Origin of the sequence: Mesorhizobium sp. C372A, from assembly GCF_030323245.1 — a bacterium.
In the GTDB taxonomy this organism is placed as follows: Bacteria; Pseudomonadota; Alphaproteobacteria; order Rhizobiales; family Rhizobiaceae; genus Mesorhizobium.
Genome location: NZ_CP100475.1, coordinates 6,087,057 through 6,104,204 on the forward strand (window position 1 = coordinate 6,087,057; position 17,148 = coordinate 6,104,204).

At 64.1% G+C, this 17,148-nt stretch carries 13 protein-coding genes; 12 read left to right on the plus strand and 1 reads right to left on the minus strand.

Annotation, left to right across the window (positions count from 1 at the left end; translation table 11 throughout):
- Positions 1–41: 41 nt before the first annotated feature.
- The 12 genes from NLY42_RS29470 to NLY42_RS29525 all read left to right on the plus strand — a co-directional run bounded on the left by NLY42_RS29470 (position 42) and on the right by NLY42_RS29525 (position 15,544).
- Complete coding sequence (locus tag NLY42_RS29470; RefSeq protein WP_023754051.1) at positions 42–731, plus strand: hypothetical protein; 690 nt, start codon at positions 42–44, stop codon at positions 729–731.
- Positions 728–1,045 carry a hypothetical protein gene (locus tag NLY42_RS29475; RefSeq protein WP_023668549.1) on the plus strand — a complete coding sequence of 106 codons (318 nt, stop codon included), beginning with the start codon at positions 728–730 and terminating at the stop codon, positions 1,043–1,045. Before NLY42_RS29470 ends, NLY42_RS29475 begins: the two co-directional genes overlap by 4 nt.
- An 84-nt stretch (positions 1,046–1,129) precedes the next feature.
- Entirely contained in the window at positions 1,130–2,026 is an 897-nt protein-coding gene (locus NLY42_RS29480; RefSeq protein WP_023668550.1) for a class II glutamine amidotransferase, read from the plus strand.
- Positions 2,027–2,030: 4 nt separating this feature from the next.
- On the plus strand, positions 2,031–2,759 hold the full coding sequence (locus NLY42_RS29485) for a GltB/FmdC/FwdC-like GXGXG domain-containing protein (protein ID WP_023668551.1): 729 nt from the start codon (positions 2,031–2,033) through the stop codon (positions 2,757–2,759).
- A 6-nt stretch (positions 2,760–2,765) separates the two neighbouring features.
- Positions 2,766–4,094 (plus strand): FMN-binding glutamate synthase family protein, encoded by a 1,329-nt coding sequence (locus NLY42_RS29490; RefSeq protein WP_023687061.1) that lies wholly within the window; start codon positions 2,766–2,768, stop codon positions 4,092–4,094.
- A gap of 30 nt (positions 4,095–4,124) precedes the next feature.
- The gene (gene glnT / locus NLY42_RS29495) at positions 4,125–5,432 is read left to right on the plus strand and encodes a type III glutamate--ammonia ligase (protein WP_023684436.1); all 1,308 of its coding nucleotides are present in this window, start codon (positions 4,125–4,127) and stop codon (positions 5,430–5,432) included.
- 36 nt (positions 5,433–5,468) lie between these two features.
- Complete coding sequence (locus NLY42_RS29500) at positions 5,469–6,722, plus strand: sarcosine oxidase subunit beta family protein (RefSeq protein WP_023668554.1); 1,254 nt, start codon at positions 5,469–5,471, stop codon at positions 6,720–6,722.
- A 15-nt stretch (positions 6,723–6,737) separates the two neighbouring features.
- Entirely contained in the window at positions 6,738–7,013 is a 276-nt protein-coding gene (locus NLY42_RS29505) for a sarcosine oxidase subunit delta (RefSeq protein WP_023684437.1), read from the plus strand.
- Positions 7,014–7,212: 199 nt separating this feature from the next.
- The gene (locus NLY42_RS29510) at positions 7,213–10,194 is read left to right on the plus strand and encodes a sarcosine oxidase subunit alpha (protein WP_023754050.1); all 2,982 of its coding nucleotides are present in this window, start codon (positions 7,213–7,215) and stop codon (positions 10,192–10,194) included.
- A complete protein-coding gene (locus tag NLY42_RS29515) occupies positions 10,187–10,804 on the plus strand; it encodes a sarcosine oxidase subunit gamma (protein WP_023754049.1) in 618 nt (205 codons plus the stop codon). Before NLY42_RS29510 ends, NLY42_RS29515 begins: the two co-directional genes overlap by 8 nt.
- Positions 10,805–11,158: 354 nt before the next feature.
- The gene (locus NLY42_RS29520) at positions 11,159–13,528 is read left to right on the plus strand and encodes a trimethylamine N-oxide demethylase (RefSeq protein WP_023754047.1); all 2,370 of its coding nucleotides are present in this window, start codon (positions 11,159–11,161) and stop codon (positions 13,526–13,528) included.
- 306 nt (positions 13,529–13,834) lie between these two features.
- Complete coding sequence (locus NLY42_RS29525) at positions 13,835–15,544, plus strand: trimethylamine N-oxide permease (protein WP_023668560.1); 1,710 nt, start codon at positions 13,835–13,837, stop codon at positions 15,542–15,544.
- A 61-nt stretch (positions 15,545–15,605) separates the two neighbouring features.
- On the opposite strand, the gene NLY42_RS29530 is transcribed toward NLY42_RS29525, so the two are convergent.
- On the minus strand, positions 15,606–16,961 hold the full coding sequence (locus tag NLY42_RS29530; protein WP_023754046.1) for an LLM class flavin-dependent oxidoreductase: 1,356 nt from the start codon (positions 16,959–16,961) through the stop codon (positions 15,606–15,608).
- Positions 16,962–17,148: the final 187 nt, after the last annotated feature.

The following is a 17,148-nucleotide window of genomic DNA, read 5'->3' on the forward strand; positions in this document are numbered from 1 at the left end:
AGGAGAGGGCCTGCCGGTCTGGGCGGGCATGGCGTGACGAGGTGTCTGACGTGACGACAGCATTGCTGGCCGGGGCGGTCGCCGTGGCTCTCGTCCTGCACCTCGCCTGGCATACGCGCGCCAGCCGCAAAAAGGCCAAGGCTGATCTTGCAGCCGAGGCAGCCAGCATCCGGACCGTCATCACAGATGCCGTTGATGTCTCCGATGGCACAGCCGGCGTTGTCACCTGGGCCGGCACATGGAACGGACAGCGCGTGCAGCTGCGCACCATCGTCGACACGCTGGCAACGCGAAAGCTGCCGGCGCGATGGTTGAGTGTCACGATCACAGAGCCGGTTGCGGTGCCGGCGACCTTCGACATGATGATGCGACCGGGCTCGCCGACGACCTTCTCCAATTTCGATCATCTTCAGCATACGCTGCCGAAGGCTCCGGGATTTCCGGCTGAAGCCGTGCTGCGAACCGACCTCAGGGCGGCGCGCTTTCCGCAGAACCTGATCGCCAGCCATCTCGACATCTTTGCCGAAGGCCGCGCCAAGGAACTCTTGATCACCCCGGACGGCGTGCGCATCGTCTGGCTGCTGGCCGAGGCCGAGCGGGCGCGCTACGGCGTGTTCCGGCAGGCCGCATTCGGCGGCGCAAGGCTGGATCCAACGCTGGTCGAGAGACTGCTGACCTCGGCCTCAGTGCTGCGCGATGCCATCAACCGACAGGAAAGGCAGGTCGCATGAGCGCACCCGCACCGACAAACCCGTATCTGGTGCTCGGCGCTGCCATCGTCTTACCGGCCAGCGGCCACGTCATTCTGGGCGTGCCCGTGCGCGGCCTGCAGTTCCTGTTCTTCATGGTGATCCTCGCCTGGGTGACGGCCAAGATCGCGCCGGCCGATGCCAGCTTCGTCGGCCGCCACGCCGGCGGCTTCCTGATCTATGCGCTGTCGATCCTCGATGCCTACAGAATAGCCCGCATCCGCACCGCCACATGGATTCACAGCGCCCGCGACGGCGGCGATAGTTCACAAGGCCGCATCGAGCCGGATACGTAACTACAGGAATATTTTTTTCATACGATTGAATTCGCACGACGCATTCGATACATCATCGTCTAGTGGTAACGTCGGGAGGCTGACATGTGTGGAATCGTCGGACTTTTTCTGAAAGACAAGTCGCTTGAGCCGCAGCTCGGCTCGATGCTGTCGCAGATGCTGATATCGCTCAGCGACCGCGGCCCCGACAGCGCCGGCATTGCCATCTATGGCGCGCCTTCCAGGAATGAAGCCAAGATCACCATCCAGTCCGCGAAGCCCGAGCGCGATTTCCGCGGCCTCGACGCCGAACTCGCGAAGGCCATCGGCGCGCCGGTGAGCATAGCGGTGAAGTCCACCCATGCAGTGTTGAGAACCGCGCCCGACAAGGTCGATGCCGCGCGCGAAGCGCTGCAGTCAATCCGCCCCGACGTGCGCATCATGGGCGCCGGCGAAGCGGTGGAAATCTACAAGGAAGTCGGTCTGCCGGAAGCGGTCGTCGACCGCTTCGACGTCCGCTCGATGACCGGCACGCATGGCATCGGCCATACCCGCATGGCGACGGAATCGGCCGTCACCACTATGGGCGCGCATCCGTTCTCGACCGGCGCCGACCAGTGCCTGGTGCACAATGGCTCGCTGTCCAACCACAACAATGTGCGGCGTGAGCTGGTGCGGGAGGGCATGAAATTCGAGACCGAGAACGACACCGAGGTCGCCGCCGCCTATCTCTCCTCGCAGATGGCGCATGGCAAGAACCTCGGCGAGGCGCTGGAAGGCACGCTGTCCGACCTCGACGGCTTCTTCACCTTCGTCGTCGGCACCAAGAACGGTTTCGGCGTGGTGCGCGATCCGATCGCCTGCAAGCCCGCCGTCATGGCCGAGACCGACCAGTATGTCGCCTTTGGCTCGGAATATCGGGCGCTGACCAAGCTGCCCGGCATAGACAATGCGAGGGTCTGGGAGCCGGAACCCGCAACCGTCTATTTCTGGGAGCATTGAGCCCATGCCGGCAACCAAACTTTCGAAGGCGGCGCAAGACCAGGCGTCCCGGGTCTTCGATCTTGATGTGTCGTCGCTGCGCGAGCTCAACCAGGCGCTTCACAATCTGACGCCCGGCTCCAACGAAACGGCGTGGGAAGTGCTGCACCCGAAGGGCAGCCATTCGGTTGCGGTCGGCGTCGACCAGCCTGTCAGCATCGATGTGCGCGGCAGCGTCGGCTACTACTGCGCCGGGATGAATGACGGCGCTGCCATCACCGTGCACGGCTCGGCCGGACCTGGCGTCGGCGAAAACATGATGTCGGGCTCGATCGTCATCAAGGGCGACGCCAGCCAGTATGCCGGCGCCACCGGCAAGGGCGGGCTGCTCGTCATCGAGGGCAACGCCTCGTCGCGCTGCGGCATCTCGATGAAGGGCATCGACATCGTCGTGCACGGCAATATCGGCCACATGTCGGCCTTCATGGCGCAGTCCGGCAATCTGGTGGTGCTGGGCGATGCCGGCGACGCACTTGGCGATTCCATCTACGAAGCGCGGCTGTTCGTGCGCGGCAAGGTCGAAAGCCTGGGCGCCGACTGCATCGCCAAGGAGATGCGGCCCGAGCATATCGAACTGCTGCAGGGACTGCTCGACCGCGCCGGCGTCACCGGCGTCAAGCCGTCGGAATTCAAGCGCTACGGCTCGGCGCGCACGCTCTACAATTTCAATATCGACAACGCCGACGCGTATTGAGGCAGCATGACCTACAAGAACCCGCCGACGACGCCGCGCAAATCCGCGACCTTCGACGACTACACGCTTTCCGAAATCCGCCGCGCCGCGGCGACCGGCATCTATGACATCAGGGGCGCCGGGGCCAAGCGCAAGCTGCCGCATTTCGACGACCTTTTGTTCCTCGGCGCCTCGATCTCGCGCTATCCGCTGGAAGGCTATCGCGAGCGGTGCGACACGTCGGTCGTGCTGGGCTCGCGCTATGCCAAGAAGCCGATCGAGCTGAAAATCCCGATCACCGTTGCCGGCATGAGCTTCGGGTCGCTGTCCGGCCCGGCCAAGGAAGCGCTCGGCCGTGGCGCTACGCTCTCAGGCACGTCGACCACCACGGGCGACGGCGGCATGACCGAGGAAGAGCGCGGCCATTCCAAGCAACTGGTCTACCAGTACCTGCCGTCACGCTACGGCATGAACCCCAGGGATTTGCGCCGTGCCGACGCCATCGAAGTCGTTGTCGGCCAGGGCGCCAAGCCCGGCGGCGGCGGCATGCTGTTGGGACAAAAGATTTCCGACCGCGTCGCCGAAATGCGCACGCTGCCGAAGGGCATCGACCAGCGCTCGGCCTCACGCCATCCCGACTGGACCGGGCCGGACGATCTCGAGATCAAGATCCTCGAGCTGCGCGAGATCACCGACTGGGAAAAGCCGATCTACGTCAAGGTCGGCGGCGCCCGCCCCTATTACGACACAGCACTTGCGGTGAAGGCCGGCGCCGATGTCGTCGTCGTCGACGGCATGCAGGGCGGCACGGCGGCCACCCAGGAAGTATTCATCGAAAATGTCGGCCAGCCGACGCTTGCCTGCATCAGGCCGGCGGTGCAGGCGCTGCAGGATCTCGGCATGCACCGCAAGGTGCAGCTGATCGTGTCGGGCGGCATCCGCAATGGCGCCGACGTCGCCAAGGCGCTGGCGCTCGGCGTCGACGCGGTGTCGATCGGCACGGCAGCGCTCGTCGCGCTCGGCGACAACGACCCGCGCTGGGAGGCCGAATACAATGCGCTCGGCACCACCGCCGGCGCCTATGACGACTGGCACGAGGGTCGCGACCCCGCGGGCATCACCACGCAGGACCCCGAACTGATGAAGCGGGTCGATCCGATCGCCGCCGGACGGCGGCTGGCGAACTACCTCAAGGTGATAACGCTGGAGGCGCAGACCATTGCGCGTGCCTGCGGCAAGAACAGCCTGCACAATCTCGAGCCCGAGGATCTCGTAGCCCTCACCATCGAAGCCGCCGCCATGGCTGGCGTGCCGCTGGCCGGCACCAACTGGATACCGGGGAAAAACGGCTTCTAAAAAACACATCAAAATAAGCGAGGAACTATAATGGGGAACGATCTCGCCGCATTCGCCAAAGAGAACGGCGTCAAATATTTCATGATTTCCTACACCGACCTGTTCGGCGGCCAGCGCGCCAAGCTGGTGCCGGCGCAGGCGATCGCCGACATGCAGAAGGACGGCGCCGGCTTCGCCGGTTTCGCCACCTGGCTCGACCTCACGCCGGCGCATCCTGATATGCTGGCGGTGCCGGATCCGGATTCGGTGATCCAGCTGCCGTGGAAGCCCGATGTCGCCTGGGTCGCCGCCAACTGCATCATGGACGACAAGGAAGTCGAGCAGGCGCCGCGCAACACGCTGCGCCGGCTGATCGCGGAAGCCGCCACTGACGGCATGCATGTCAAGACTGGCGTCGAGGCAGAGTTCTTCCTGATCTCGCCGGACGGCAGCGTCATCTCCGACAAATACGACACGGCTTCAAAACCCTGCTACGACCAGCAAGCGGTGATGCGCCGCTACGATGTCATCGCCGAGATTTGCGACCACATGTTGGCGCTGGGCTGGAGCCCCTACCAGAACGACCATGAGGACGCCAACGGCCAGTTCGAGATGAACTGGGCTTTCGACGATGTGCTCGCCACCGCCGACAAGCACTCCTTCTTCAAGTTCATGGTCAAGTCGGTGGCCGAGAAACACGGCCTGCGCGCGACCTTCATGCCAAAGCCTTTCCAGGGCCTGACCGGCAATGGCTGCCACGCCCATATTTCGGTCTGGGACAAGGCCGGCAAGGTCAACGTCTTTGCCGATAACGCGATGGAACTCGGCCTGTCGGCCAAGGGCAAGAATTTCCTCGGCGGCATCATGAAACATGCCTCGGCGCTGGCCGCCATCACCAACCCGACGGTGAACTCCTACAAACGCATCAACGCGCCGCGCACCATTTCGGGCGCCACCTGGGCGCCGAACACGGTGACCTGGACCGGAAACAACCGCACTCACATGGTGCGCGTGCCCGGCCCCGGCCGCTTCGAGCTGCGGTTGCCGGACGGCGCCGCAAACCCTTATCTGCTGCAGGCCGTCATCATTGCCGCCGGTCTCGACGGCATCCGCTCCAAGGCCGATCCCGGCAAGCGCTACGACATCGACATGTACCAGAACGGTCACACTGTGAAGGGCGCGCCGAAGCTGCCGCTCAACCTGCTCGACGCGCTTCGCGAATACGACAAGGACAAATCGCTCAAGGCGGCGCTGGGTGAGGAATTCTCGTCGGCTTATCTAAAGCTGAAGCAACAGGAATGGAATTCCTATGCTTCGCACTTCACGCAATGGGAGCGCGACCACACGCTGGACATATAATCGTCCTAGCGGTGCGAGCGACCTCGGAATGACCTGATGAAATATTCGATCTTCTCGCTCGCCCGTGCTGCCCTTTCCGGCCACAAGAACTGGCAGCGCACCTGGCGCGATGCGGCGCCCAAGGACCACTACGATGTTGTGATCATCGGCGGCGGCGGCCATGGGCTCGCCACCGCCTGGTTCCTCGCCAGCGAGTTCGGCATCAGAAACGTCGCCGTGCTGGAAAAGGGCTGGATCGGCTCCGGCAATGCCGGCCGCAACACCACCATCATCCGTTCCAATTACGGCCTGCCCGGCAATACCGGCTTCTACGAGCTTTCGATGAAGCTTTGGGAGCGGATGGAGCAGGACCTCAACTATAACGCCATGGTCAGCCAGCGCGGCGTCCTCAACCTCTATCATTCCGATGCGCAGCGCGACGCTTATGCGCGGCGCGGCAACACCATGCGCATCAATGGCATCGATGCCGAACTGCTCGACCAGGCGGCGCTGAAGAAGATGCTGCCGTTCCTGAATTTCGACCATGCGCGCTTTCCCGTGCAGGGCGGCCTCCTGCAGCGCCGCGGCGGCACCGCGCGGCATGACGCGGTGGTCTGGGGCTATGCCCATGCGGCGAGCGAACTCGGCGTCGACATCATCCAGAACTGCGAGGTCACCGGCTTTGTCCGGGACGGCAACGGCAAGGTGACTGGCGTCGAGACGTCGCGCGGCAAGATCGGCGCCGGCAAGGTCGGCATGGCAGTCGCCGGGTCATCGTCGCGTGTCGCAGCGATGGCGGGCATGCGCCTGCCGATCGAAAGCCATGTGCTGCAAGCTTTCGTCTCGGAGGCGATCAAGCCGCTCATCCCCGGCGTCATGACCTTCGGCGCCGGGCATTTCTATGTCAGCCAGTCGGACAAGGGCGGGCTGGTCTTCGGCGGCGACATCGATGGCTACAATTCCTACGCCCAGCGCGGCAATTTGCCTGTCATGGAAGATGTCTGCGAAGGCGGCATGGCGCTGATCCCGATGATCGGCCGCGTGCGGCTTCTGCGCCAGTGGGGCGGTATCATGGACATGTCGATGGATGGCTCGCCGATCATCGACAAGACACCGGTCGACGGGCTCTACCTCAACGCCGGCTGGTGTTATGGCGGCTTCAAGGCGACGCCCGGTTCCGGCTTCGTCTTTGCCCATCTTCTGGCGCGTGACGAAACGCACAAGGAGGCGGCGCTGTTTCGGCTCGACCGCTTCCAGCGCGGCGCCATGATCGACGAAAAGGGCCAAGGCGCCCAACCGAACCTGCATTGAGGCGGCCGGAACAAGATGCGTATCACCTGTCCTTTCTGCGGCGAACGCGAACTCGGCGAGTTCAGCTATCTCGGCGATGCCAAGCCTGTACGGCCGGCGGCGGATGCCGGCGAAGATGCCGTCTACGACTATGTCTATCTGCGCGACAACATCGCCGGCGTGATGGCAGAGAACTGGTATCACGGCGGTGGCTGCCGGGCCTGGCTGAAGGTCACCCGCAACACGCTGACGCACGAGATCTCGGCGGTGGAACCGGCGGCGGGGGCTGGTGCGAGCCAGGTGGAGACATGAGCTATTCTGTCGAGACCACAGCCGTCGCGAAAAGCGCCAGCCCCCTACCTCCCCCTTGTGGGGAGGTCGGACCGCAGGTCCGGGTGGGGGTCGGTGCCGCACCCCCACCCCGCTGCTGCGCAGCGACCCCCCCCACAAGGGGGAGGGTGAAGAGCGCGACGGTCCCGCCTGGCATTGGATCGATGAGAGGCCGGCCATCGTGAGTTCCAGCCAATCCCATCGTCTCACATCCGGCGGTCTCATCGACCGCTCGGCGCCGCTCAACTTCCGCTTCGATGGCAAGAGCCTCTCCGGCTTCCAGGGCGACACGCTGGCGTCGGCGCTGGTCGCCAATGGCGTCAAGCTGGTCGGCCGCTCGTTCAAATACCATCGTCCGCGCGGCATTCTGACTGCGGGCTCGGAAGAACCCAACGCGCTGGTCGAACTGCGCACCGGCGCACGGCGCGAGGCCAACACCAAGGCCACGACGGCCGAACTCTATGAAGGCCTCGAAGCGGCCAGCCAGAACCGCTGGCCGTCGCTGCGCCACGATGTGATGTCGGTGAACCAGCTGTTCGCACCGATCTTCGTCGCCGGCTTCTACTACAAAACCTTCATGTGGCCGGCAAAATTCTGGGAAATGGTCTACGAGCCGGCGATCCGACGCGCCGCGGGTCTGGGTCGCGCGGCGGTCACCCCCGATCCGGATCACTACGACAAGGCCTGGGCGCATTGCGATGTGGTGATCGCCGGCTCTGGTCCGGCCGGTCTCGCCGCCGCACTCGCTGCAGGCCGCAGCGGTGCGCGCGTCATCCTGTGCGAAGAAGATTTTGCGCCCGGCGGCCGTCTGTTGTCGGATGGCGGCACGATCGACGGTCTGCCGGCCGCGGAGTGGCTGTCGCGCACACTGGCCGAGCTCAGCTCGATGCCGGATGTCCGCATCATGACCCGCACGACCCTGTTCGGCGTCTATGACGGCGGTACCTATGGCGCGATCGAGCGGGTCAACGATCATCTGCCGGTGCCGCCCGAGCATCAGGTGCGCCAGCGCCTGTGGCGCACCGTGGCCAAGCGCTGCGTCGTCGCCGCCGGCGCGATTGAGCGTCCCATCGTCTTTGCCGGCAATGACACGCCCGGCGTGATGATGGCGTCCGCCATCCGCACCTACGTCACACGTTATGCGGCGACGCCGGCAAAGCGGATCGCGCTGTTCACCAACAATGAGGATGGCTGGCGCACGGTCGAGACGGCACTCGGCGCCGGGCTGCAGATCGCGGCGGTGATCGACGCGCGGGCTGACGTCACGCCTGCCCATCGTTCTCTCGCTTCCAGGAACGGCTTCACCGTGCTGCATGGTTCGGTCAGCGGCGTCGACGGCGGCAAGGACGGCGTAAGAAAAATAGCGGTGTCGCTGACCGGCGGCGCGCGCGCCGAGGTCGAGGCCGACGGGCTTGCCGTTTCCGGCGGCTGGAATCCGGCGGTCGGGCTCACCTCTTACCATCGCGGCCGGCCGAAATGGCGAGACGACATCGCCGCCTTCGTGCCGGACGGCGCGCCGCCCGGTATGGTCGCGGCAGGTGCCGCCAACGGTGCCTTTGGCCTCGGCGCCTGCCTGCGTGAAGGTTTTGAAGCTGGTGCGGCGGCCGCACGCGAAGCGGGGCGGTCGGGCAGCGCTGGATCACCGCCGACCGCCAGCGACGAGGCCTTCTCGCTGACGCCTCTCTGGCACGTCGCCGGCAAAGGCAAGGCTTTCGTCGACCAGCAGCATGATGTCACCGCATCCGACATCGAGCTGGCGCAGCGCGAAGGCTTTGAATCGGTCGAGCATCTGAAGCGCTACACCACGCTCGGCATGGCGACCGACCAGGGCAAGACGTCCAATGTCGCCGGCCTCGCCATCATGGCGGCGGTGTCGGGCAAATCCATTCCCGAGACCGGCACGACCATCTATCGCCCGCCCTACGTGCCGGTCGCCATCGGCGCTTTTGCCGGCCACCATCGCGACGAAAATTTCCATGCGACGCGGCTGACGCCGTCGCATCACTGGGCGGCCGAACAGGGCGCGATCTTTGTCGACACCGGCCTGTGGAAGCGCGCGCAATGGTATCCGCGCGCCGGCGAGAAAGACTGGCTGGAATCGGTCACCCGCGAGGTCAAGGCGGTGCGCGGCGGCGTCGGCTTCTGCGATGTGTCGACGCTGGGCAAGATCGATGTGCACGGCCCCGATGCCGGCGCCTTCCTCGACCGCGTCTACATCAACACCTTCTCAAACCTTGCCGTGGGAAAAGCCCGCTACGGGCTGATGCTGCGCGAGGACGGCCTCGTCTATGATGACGGCACGACCTCGCGGCTGGCCGATGACCATTATTTCCTCACCACGACCACGGCGAAGGCCGGGCTGGTGATGCAGCATCTCGAATTCTGCCGGCAGGTGCTATTCCCCGAACTCGACATGCAACTGACCTCGGTCTCCGACCAGTGGGCGCAATTCTCGATTGCCGGGCCAAGGACGCGAGACCTGTTGAAGGAAATCGTCGACCCTGCCGAGGACCTTTCGAACGAAGGTTTTCCATTCATGGGCGTGCGCGAAGTCGCTTTGCGCGGCGGCATCAAGGCGCGGCTGTTCCGCATCTCCTTCTCCGGCGAGATGGCGTTCGAGATTTCGGTGCCGGCGCGTTACGGTGAAGCGATGGCACGCAATTTGATGCTGGCGGGAAAACCGTTCGGCGTGACGCCGTATGGCACAGAAGCCCTCGGCGTCATGCGCGTTGAAAAGGGCCATGTCGCCGGACCGGAACTGAGCGGCACGACGACCGCCGCCGATCTCGGCCTCGGCAAGATGATGTCGACCAAGAAGGATTTCATCGGTCGCGTCATGGCCGGCCGCGAGGCGCTGGTGGCGCCGGACCGGCAGGTCGTGGTCGGCATCAAGCCGATCGACAAGGCGCGCCGCCTGCGCTCCGGCGCGCACATCATCCCGAAGGGCCAGACGCCCGGGCCTGATAACGACCAAGGCTACGTCACCTCGGTCTGCTTCTCGCCGACGCTCGACCAGTGGATCGGTCTCGGCCTTGTCGAGCGCGGCCGCGAACGCATCGGCGAGATCGTCCATGCGCATGATCCGCTGCGCGGTGAAGACTATGATGTCGAGCTCTGCAACCCCGTCTTCTACGATCCCGATGGAGGGCGCCAGCGTGGCTGATTTTTCCTGGGATGTTCGTAGCCCGCTCGAGCGCGCGCTCGCTCCTGGCGCTTACGGCGTGCAAGGCGATGCCGGTGTGTCGTTGACCGAGATCCGCAATTTCGACCTCGTCCAGGTGATGGCACGGCGCGGCAAGGCGGGTGATTTGGCCGAGGCCGCGAACGCTCGTTTCGGCGTCGCGGCTCCGGAAACGCCGAAGGCGGTTGGCACCGCGGATGCGACGCTGATCTGGTCGGGACCGGATCAGTTTTTTGTCCTGTCGAAGGGTGGCAGGACTGAGGTGCTCGCTCAGACCTTTGCATCTTCCGCCTCACTATCCGACCAATCGCATGCCCGCGTGCTGATCAGCGTCTGCGGCCCCAAGGCGCGCGCCATGCTGGCGAAACTGTTGTCGATTGATTTGCATCCCGATGCGTTTCCGGTTGGCGCTGCTGCCGCGACTTCGATGGATCACACCAGCGTCACGCTCTGGCGTGGTGGTGACCAGGCGGATGGGCAGGCGGTGTTCAACCTCCTGGTGTTTGCGACGTTTGCCGAAAGTCTGTGGCACACGATGTTGGATTCGGCTGCGGAGTATGGTGTGGCTATCGGGCATTCCGAGGAGCTTTAGCTCGATAGTTTCAGATGTTGGCGCCGCCCCTCATTGCCCTGCCGGGCATTTCTCCCCGTATAGTGACGGGGAGAAAGAAGCTGGTCGCAGCCTCGGCGCTCGTCCTGCAACGCTGGCGATTGGCGAAACCGGCGACGACAGCATCCTTCGCCCCGTTTACGAGGAGAAGATGGCGGCAGCCAGATGAGGGGCGGCGCTGGCGTTCGGAAGATGGGTTTGATTGGAAGGGTCTAACCTGCAGCGACCGCGTCGAGAACGCCACCTCCACCTTGCCAAACCCAACCGCGCTGCTATTCTTGCTGCTAAAATAATTTTACACACAGGCAAACATGTTTCTCTAACCGCAAGGCTGAGATGAGCCAGTCGCCCTACCCTTCAGTGACAGCTGGGCCGCCGCGGCCGAGCCTCGTCGTGAGGCCCGGACAGATCGCGCTGCCGCCGGGCATGGAGCGGTATACGATCCAGGGCAATGGCGCGGTGCTGATCGAGGTCGAGGCCGGCGATACGTTCACCGTGCGCAATGTCGAGGGCGGGCAGGCTTGCGAGTTGCTGGCCTGGGACAGGACCGGCGCCACCGATCCTTCCATCCTCGGCGAAAAGTCCAACAGCAATGCCGCCGGGATCAAGGCGCTTCTGGCCGAGGGCGATGACAGCCTGGCTTCCGTCCGTCGTGGCCTTGAGCGCCGCCAGGTGCAGCTCGACGAGCCCAAGGCGGTGCGTGTGTTCGGCGGCGCAACGCCTGCCGGCACCGAGCAGGCATTCACGGTCAGGCGCGACGGCGCGATGCTGATTGCCGCACCCGGCGGGCCGATGCTCGTCGACAGCCATGATACGGCAACGCCGCTCACCGTCATGGTGCGCCGCGCCACCGTGCGCCTGAAGACAAAGTCGCAGCTGGCCGATCCGCTTGCCGATCCGGTGCTCGATCTGCGCGTCCATTCGGCGACAGCCGAATCCTATTTCGTCAAGGCGGGCGACTACCTGCAGATCATCGATGTCGACGGCCGCCAGTGCACCGATTTCCAGTGCTTCTCGGCGCGCAAGCTGGACAAGGGGCTGGACCATCCGCTCGACGTAACGACCACGCGCACGCTGATGGGGTCGAGCTACCCGATGCCGGGCCTGCATTCGAAATATTACGACCAGGACATGGAGCCGCTGGTCGAGGTTATCCAGGACACATGCGGGCGACACGACGCATTCGCGCTGGCGTGTGCCGCCAAATATTACGATGACATCGGCTATCCCGGCCACACCAACTGCTCGGAGAACTTCAATCGCGCGCTGGCCGACAAGGGCGTGACGCCCCGCGCCGGCTGGATGGCGATCAACTTCTTCTTCAACACGGAGATCGACGCCCATGGCGTGATGGTGTCGGACGAGCCGTGGTCGCGGGCGGGTGACTATGTCCTGCTCAGGGCGCTCACCGACATTGTCTGCGTCTCCTCCGCCTGTCCCGACGACACGACACCGGCCAATGGCTGGAACCCGACCGACATCCATGTGCGAACCTATTCCGGCCAACACAAATTCTCGCGAGCGATCGCCAGACGCATGACGCCCGATTCGGAACCGAAAATGACCCGCGAGACCGCCTTCCATTCCAGCTTCGCCAAGCACACCCGCAACTTCGTGGAATACCGGGGTTATTGGCTGGCCAATTCTTTCGCCAAAGAGGGGCCGATCGCCGAGTACTGGGCCTGCCGGCAGGACGCGGTGATCATGGACCTGTCGCCGCTGCGCAAGTTCGAGGTCACCGGTCCCGATTCCGAAGCGCTGCTGCAATACACGCTGACCCGCGACGTCAAGAAGCTCGGCGTCGGCCAGGTCGTCTATTCCGCCATGTGCTACGAGCATGGCGGAATGATCGACGACGGGACGCTGCTGCGGCTCGGCAAGGACAATTTCCGCTGGGTCGGCGGCGACGACCTGTCCGGCGAATGGCTGCGCGACACCGCGAAAAAGCTTGGCCTCAACGTGCTGGTGCGTTCCTCCACCGATCAGATGCACAATGTCGCTGTCCAAGGGCCGAAGAGCCGTGACATTTTGCGAGAGGTGGTCTGGACCTCGCCGCTGCAACCGTCGATCGACGAACTCGAATGGTTCCGCTTCGCTGTCGCGCGCATCGGCGGCGGCAATGGCATTCCGGTCGTGGTGTCGCGCACCGGTTATACCGGCGAGCTCGGCTACGAAATCTGGTGCCACCCACGCGACGCCGAAAAAGTGTTCGATGCCATCTGGGAGGCCGGCCAGCCGCACGGGCTGAAGCCGATGGGCCTGCAGGCACTCGACATGGTGCGCATCGAAGCCGGGCTGATCTTCGCCGGTTACGAATTCTCCGACCAGACCGACCCGTTCGAGGCGGGCATTGGCTTCACCGTACCGTTGAAGGCCAAGACCGACGATTTCATCGGCCGCGAGGCTCTGATAAGGCGCAAGGAACATCCGCAGCACAAGCTCGTTGGCCTCGACATCGACAGCAATGTCGCCGTCGGCCATGGGGATTGCGTCCATATCGGCCGCGCCCAGATCGGTGTCGTCACCTCGGGCATGCGCTCGCCGGTGCTGAACAAAAACATCGCTCTGGCGAGGCTTGACGTCACCCACGCGGCAATCGGCACAGAGGTGGAGATCGGCAAGCTCGACGGTCATGCCAAGCGGCTGCCGGCGCGCGTCGTGGCCTTCGCCCACTACGATCCGCAAAAGACCAGGCCGCGATCCTGAGGGTTGCACCCCCGGCCCTTCGCAGGCTCAGGGCGTTCGAAGCTCGAAAGCAATTGGCTTTCCGTCCGCTACCGCGGACCGCTTCTCACCCCACAAGGGGAGAAGGACAAAGCGAGCGTTTCGCAACCGTGATGTGCACGACGCCACAAATCACTTGACGTGAAAGCGCGCCGGATCAATCTTCACTGTTAAGAAAAAAATACGACTGAGTGGAAACACTGGAGTCGTGCGGTCATGTACCGGGGAACAAGCTTCGCGAAGCCGAGGCATCACCGGCCGGGAACACAAAATGGGGAATTCAGACAGATGAGCACGATTACCACTGCCCTGGAGCAGCCCGCTGAAGGCAAGCTGCTCCGCAACATCGACTGGCGCGGCGCCTTCTGGGTGGCGAGCGGCGTTCCTGCCCTTGTCCTGTTTTCGATCGGCGGCATTGCCGGAACGACGGGAACGCTGGCCTTCGGGATCTGGATCGCTTCCATGATCATGGGCTTCCTGCAATCCTTCACCTATGCCGAGATCGCCGGCCTGTTCCCGAACAAGTCGGGCGGCGCCTCGATCTACGGCGCCACCGCCTGGCTGCGTTATTCCAAGTTCATCGCGCCGCTGTCGGTGTGGTGCAACTGGTTCGCCTGGTCGCCGGTGCTGTCGCTGGGCTGCTCGATCGCCGCCGCCTATATTCTCAACGCGCTGGCGCCGGTGCCGCTGTTCACCGAGGCGTCGCCGGACGTCGTCGCCTATATCGCGGCGCATGCCGGAACGGTGCCTGCCGACGCCATCGCCGCGGTGACCGCGGCGGCCACGCCGGCCATCCGCAACTGGACGCTGTTCAGCCACACGCTAGGTCCTGTCTCCTTCACCCTCAATGCCACTTTCTTCATCGGCGCGGTGCTGATGCTGATCATCTTCTCGATCCAGCATCGCGGCATTCTCGGCACCGCCAATGTGCAGAAGTATATCGGCCTCCTGGTCATCATCCCGATGCTGATCGTCGGTGTCGTGCCGATCGTCACCGGCCAGATCAACTGGGCGAACTTTTCGCCGCTGGTGCCGCTGGCGGCGGCTTACGCGCCGGAGCCCGGCTCGTGGAACATTGCCGGCTGGACGCTGGTTCTAGGCGGCATGTTCATCGCGGCGTGGTCGACCTACGGCTTCGAGACCGCCGTCTGCTACACATCGGAGTTCAAGAACCCCGGCACCGACACGTTCAAGGCGATCTTCTATTCCGGCCTGCTCTGCATGCTTCTGTTCATCCTGGTGCCCTTCACCTTCCAGGGCGTGTTGGGCCTCAACGGCATGCTGGCGACGCCGATCGTCGACGGCTCCGGTGTTGCCGATGCACTGGCCGGCATGGTCGGGGGTGGCGCATTGATCCACAGCCTCTTGGTGATGCTGATGATCCTGGCGCTGGTGCTGTGCATCATGACGGCAATGGCCGGCTCGTCGCGCACGCTCTACCAGGGCTCGGTCGATGGCTGGCTGCCGCGCTATCTCAGCCACGTCAACGAGCATGGCGCGCCGACGCGCGCCATGTGGACCGATCTCGTCTTCAACCTGATCGTGCTGGCCATCGCCTCGGCCGACGCGACGAGCTTCTTCTTCATCCTCGCCGTGTCGAACTGCGGCTACATCATCTTCAACTTCCTCAACCTCAATGCCGGCTGGATCCACCGCATCGACAACGGCCACATCAACCGGCCTTGGAAGGCGCCGAGCTGGCTGCTCGGCCTCGGCGCCATCTTCGCCTATGTAAACGCCATCTTCATGGGCGCCGGCGCCAAGGTGTGGAACCCGATGGCGCTCTGGGCCGGCCTGATCACAGCCGCCTTGATCATCCCGGTGTTCTGCTACCGGCACTACGTCCAGGACAAGGGCAAGTTCCCCGACCACATGCTGGCCGACCTCGGCATGGCGGGCGCAGACCTCTCGGTCAAAAAGGCAGGCATGCTGCCCTACCTGACGCTGGTCGCCGGCCTGGTGGTGATGCTGCTCGCCAACTGGTACTTCGTCATCTGAAAGTGATGGCTTGAAAAGAATGGGCGCGCTTCGGCGCGCCCGTTTCTTTTTGTGGCAGACGTCAGCCGGCCTTGCGGATGACCGCTTCGGAGCCTTCGAAGAACCGGTTCGGCGGACGCTTCAGGCCGAGATTCTCGCGCAAGGTGGTGCCCTCATACTCGCGCCGGAAGAGCTTTCGCCGCTGCAGCTCGGGCACCACCTTCTCGGCGAAGTCGTCGAGCCCGGCTGGCAGATAGGGGAACATGACGTTGAAGCCGTCTGACCCTTCGGCAAACAGCCATTCCTCCATCGAATCGGCGATGGTTTTCGGCGTGCCGACGAAAGCAAGGCCGGAATAGCCGCCGAGCCGCTGCGCCAGCTGGCGGACGGTCAAAGTCTCTCGGCGCGCCAGCTCGATGACGCGCTCACGGCCGCTCTTGGAGGCATTGGTCTCGGGGATTTCGGGCAAGGGCGCGTCGGGATCGAAGCCGGATGCGTCGTGCCCCAGCGCGATCGACAGCGAGGCAATGCCGCTCTCGTAATAGACCAGGCTGTCGAGCTTGGCGCGTTTGGCCTGTGCTTCCTCGACGCTGTCGCCGACGATGACGAAGGCGCCGGGCAGGATCTTGATGTCGTCGCGCGAACGGCCGAGCTTCTCGGCCCGGCTTTTGACATCGGCAAAGAAGCGCTGCCCGGACGCCAGATCGGAATGGGCGGCGAAGATCACCTCCGCCGTTTCGGCTGCCAGCTGCCGCCCGGCCTCAGATGCGCCGGCCTGGACGATGACCGGCCAGCCCTGCACCGGCCGCGCAATGTTGAGCGGGCCGCGCACCGAGAGATGCTCGCCCTTATGGTCGAGCACATGCAGCTTCGCGGGATCGAAATAGAGCCCGCTCTCGGCGTCGCGGATGAAGGCGTCGTCGGCAAAGCTGTCCCAGAGGCCGGTCACCACATCGTAGAATTCCCGCGCATTGTGATAGCGCTCGTCGTGCTCGACATGCTCGTCGAGGCCGAAGTTCAGCGCGGCGTCGGGATTGGATGTGGTGACGATGTTCCAGCCGGCGCGGCCGCCGCTGATATGGTCGAGCGAGGCGAAGCGACGGGCAATGTGATAGGGCGCGTCGAAGGTCGTCGATGCGGTGGCGACAAGGCCGATATGATCAGTGACGGCGGCGAGCGCCGACAGCAGCGTGAACGGCTCGAACGAGGTCACCGTGTGGCTGCGCCGTAGCGCCTCGATCGGCATGTTGAGAACGGCCAGATGGTCGGCCATGAAGAAGGCGTCGAACTTCGCCGCCTCAAGCGTCTGCGCAAAGCGCTTCAGATGGGCGAAGTTGAAGTTGGCATCGGGATATGAGCCGGGATAGCGCCAGGCCCCGGTGTGAAGACTGACCGGACGCATGAAGGCGCCGAGCCGCAATTGCTTATTGTCTACCATGGGATGATCACCTGATGCGAACGAGGGTTGCCGCTCCGATATGTAAGCAGGATCGGACGGCTTTGCCGTCCTGGGAAGGAATTCTGTTTTGCAAAACCGGCGCCGCGAAGCATTTTCATACAGGTGGCCGTTCAACCTATTTTGATGAACCCGCCTGGTGTTGAGATACTTGCCTGGGTGCTCGGTG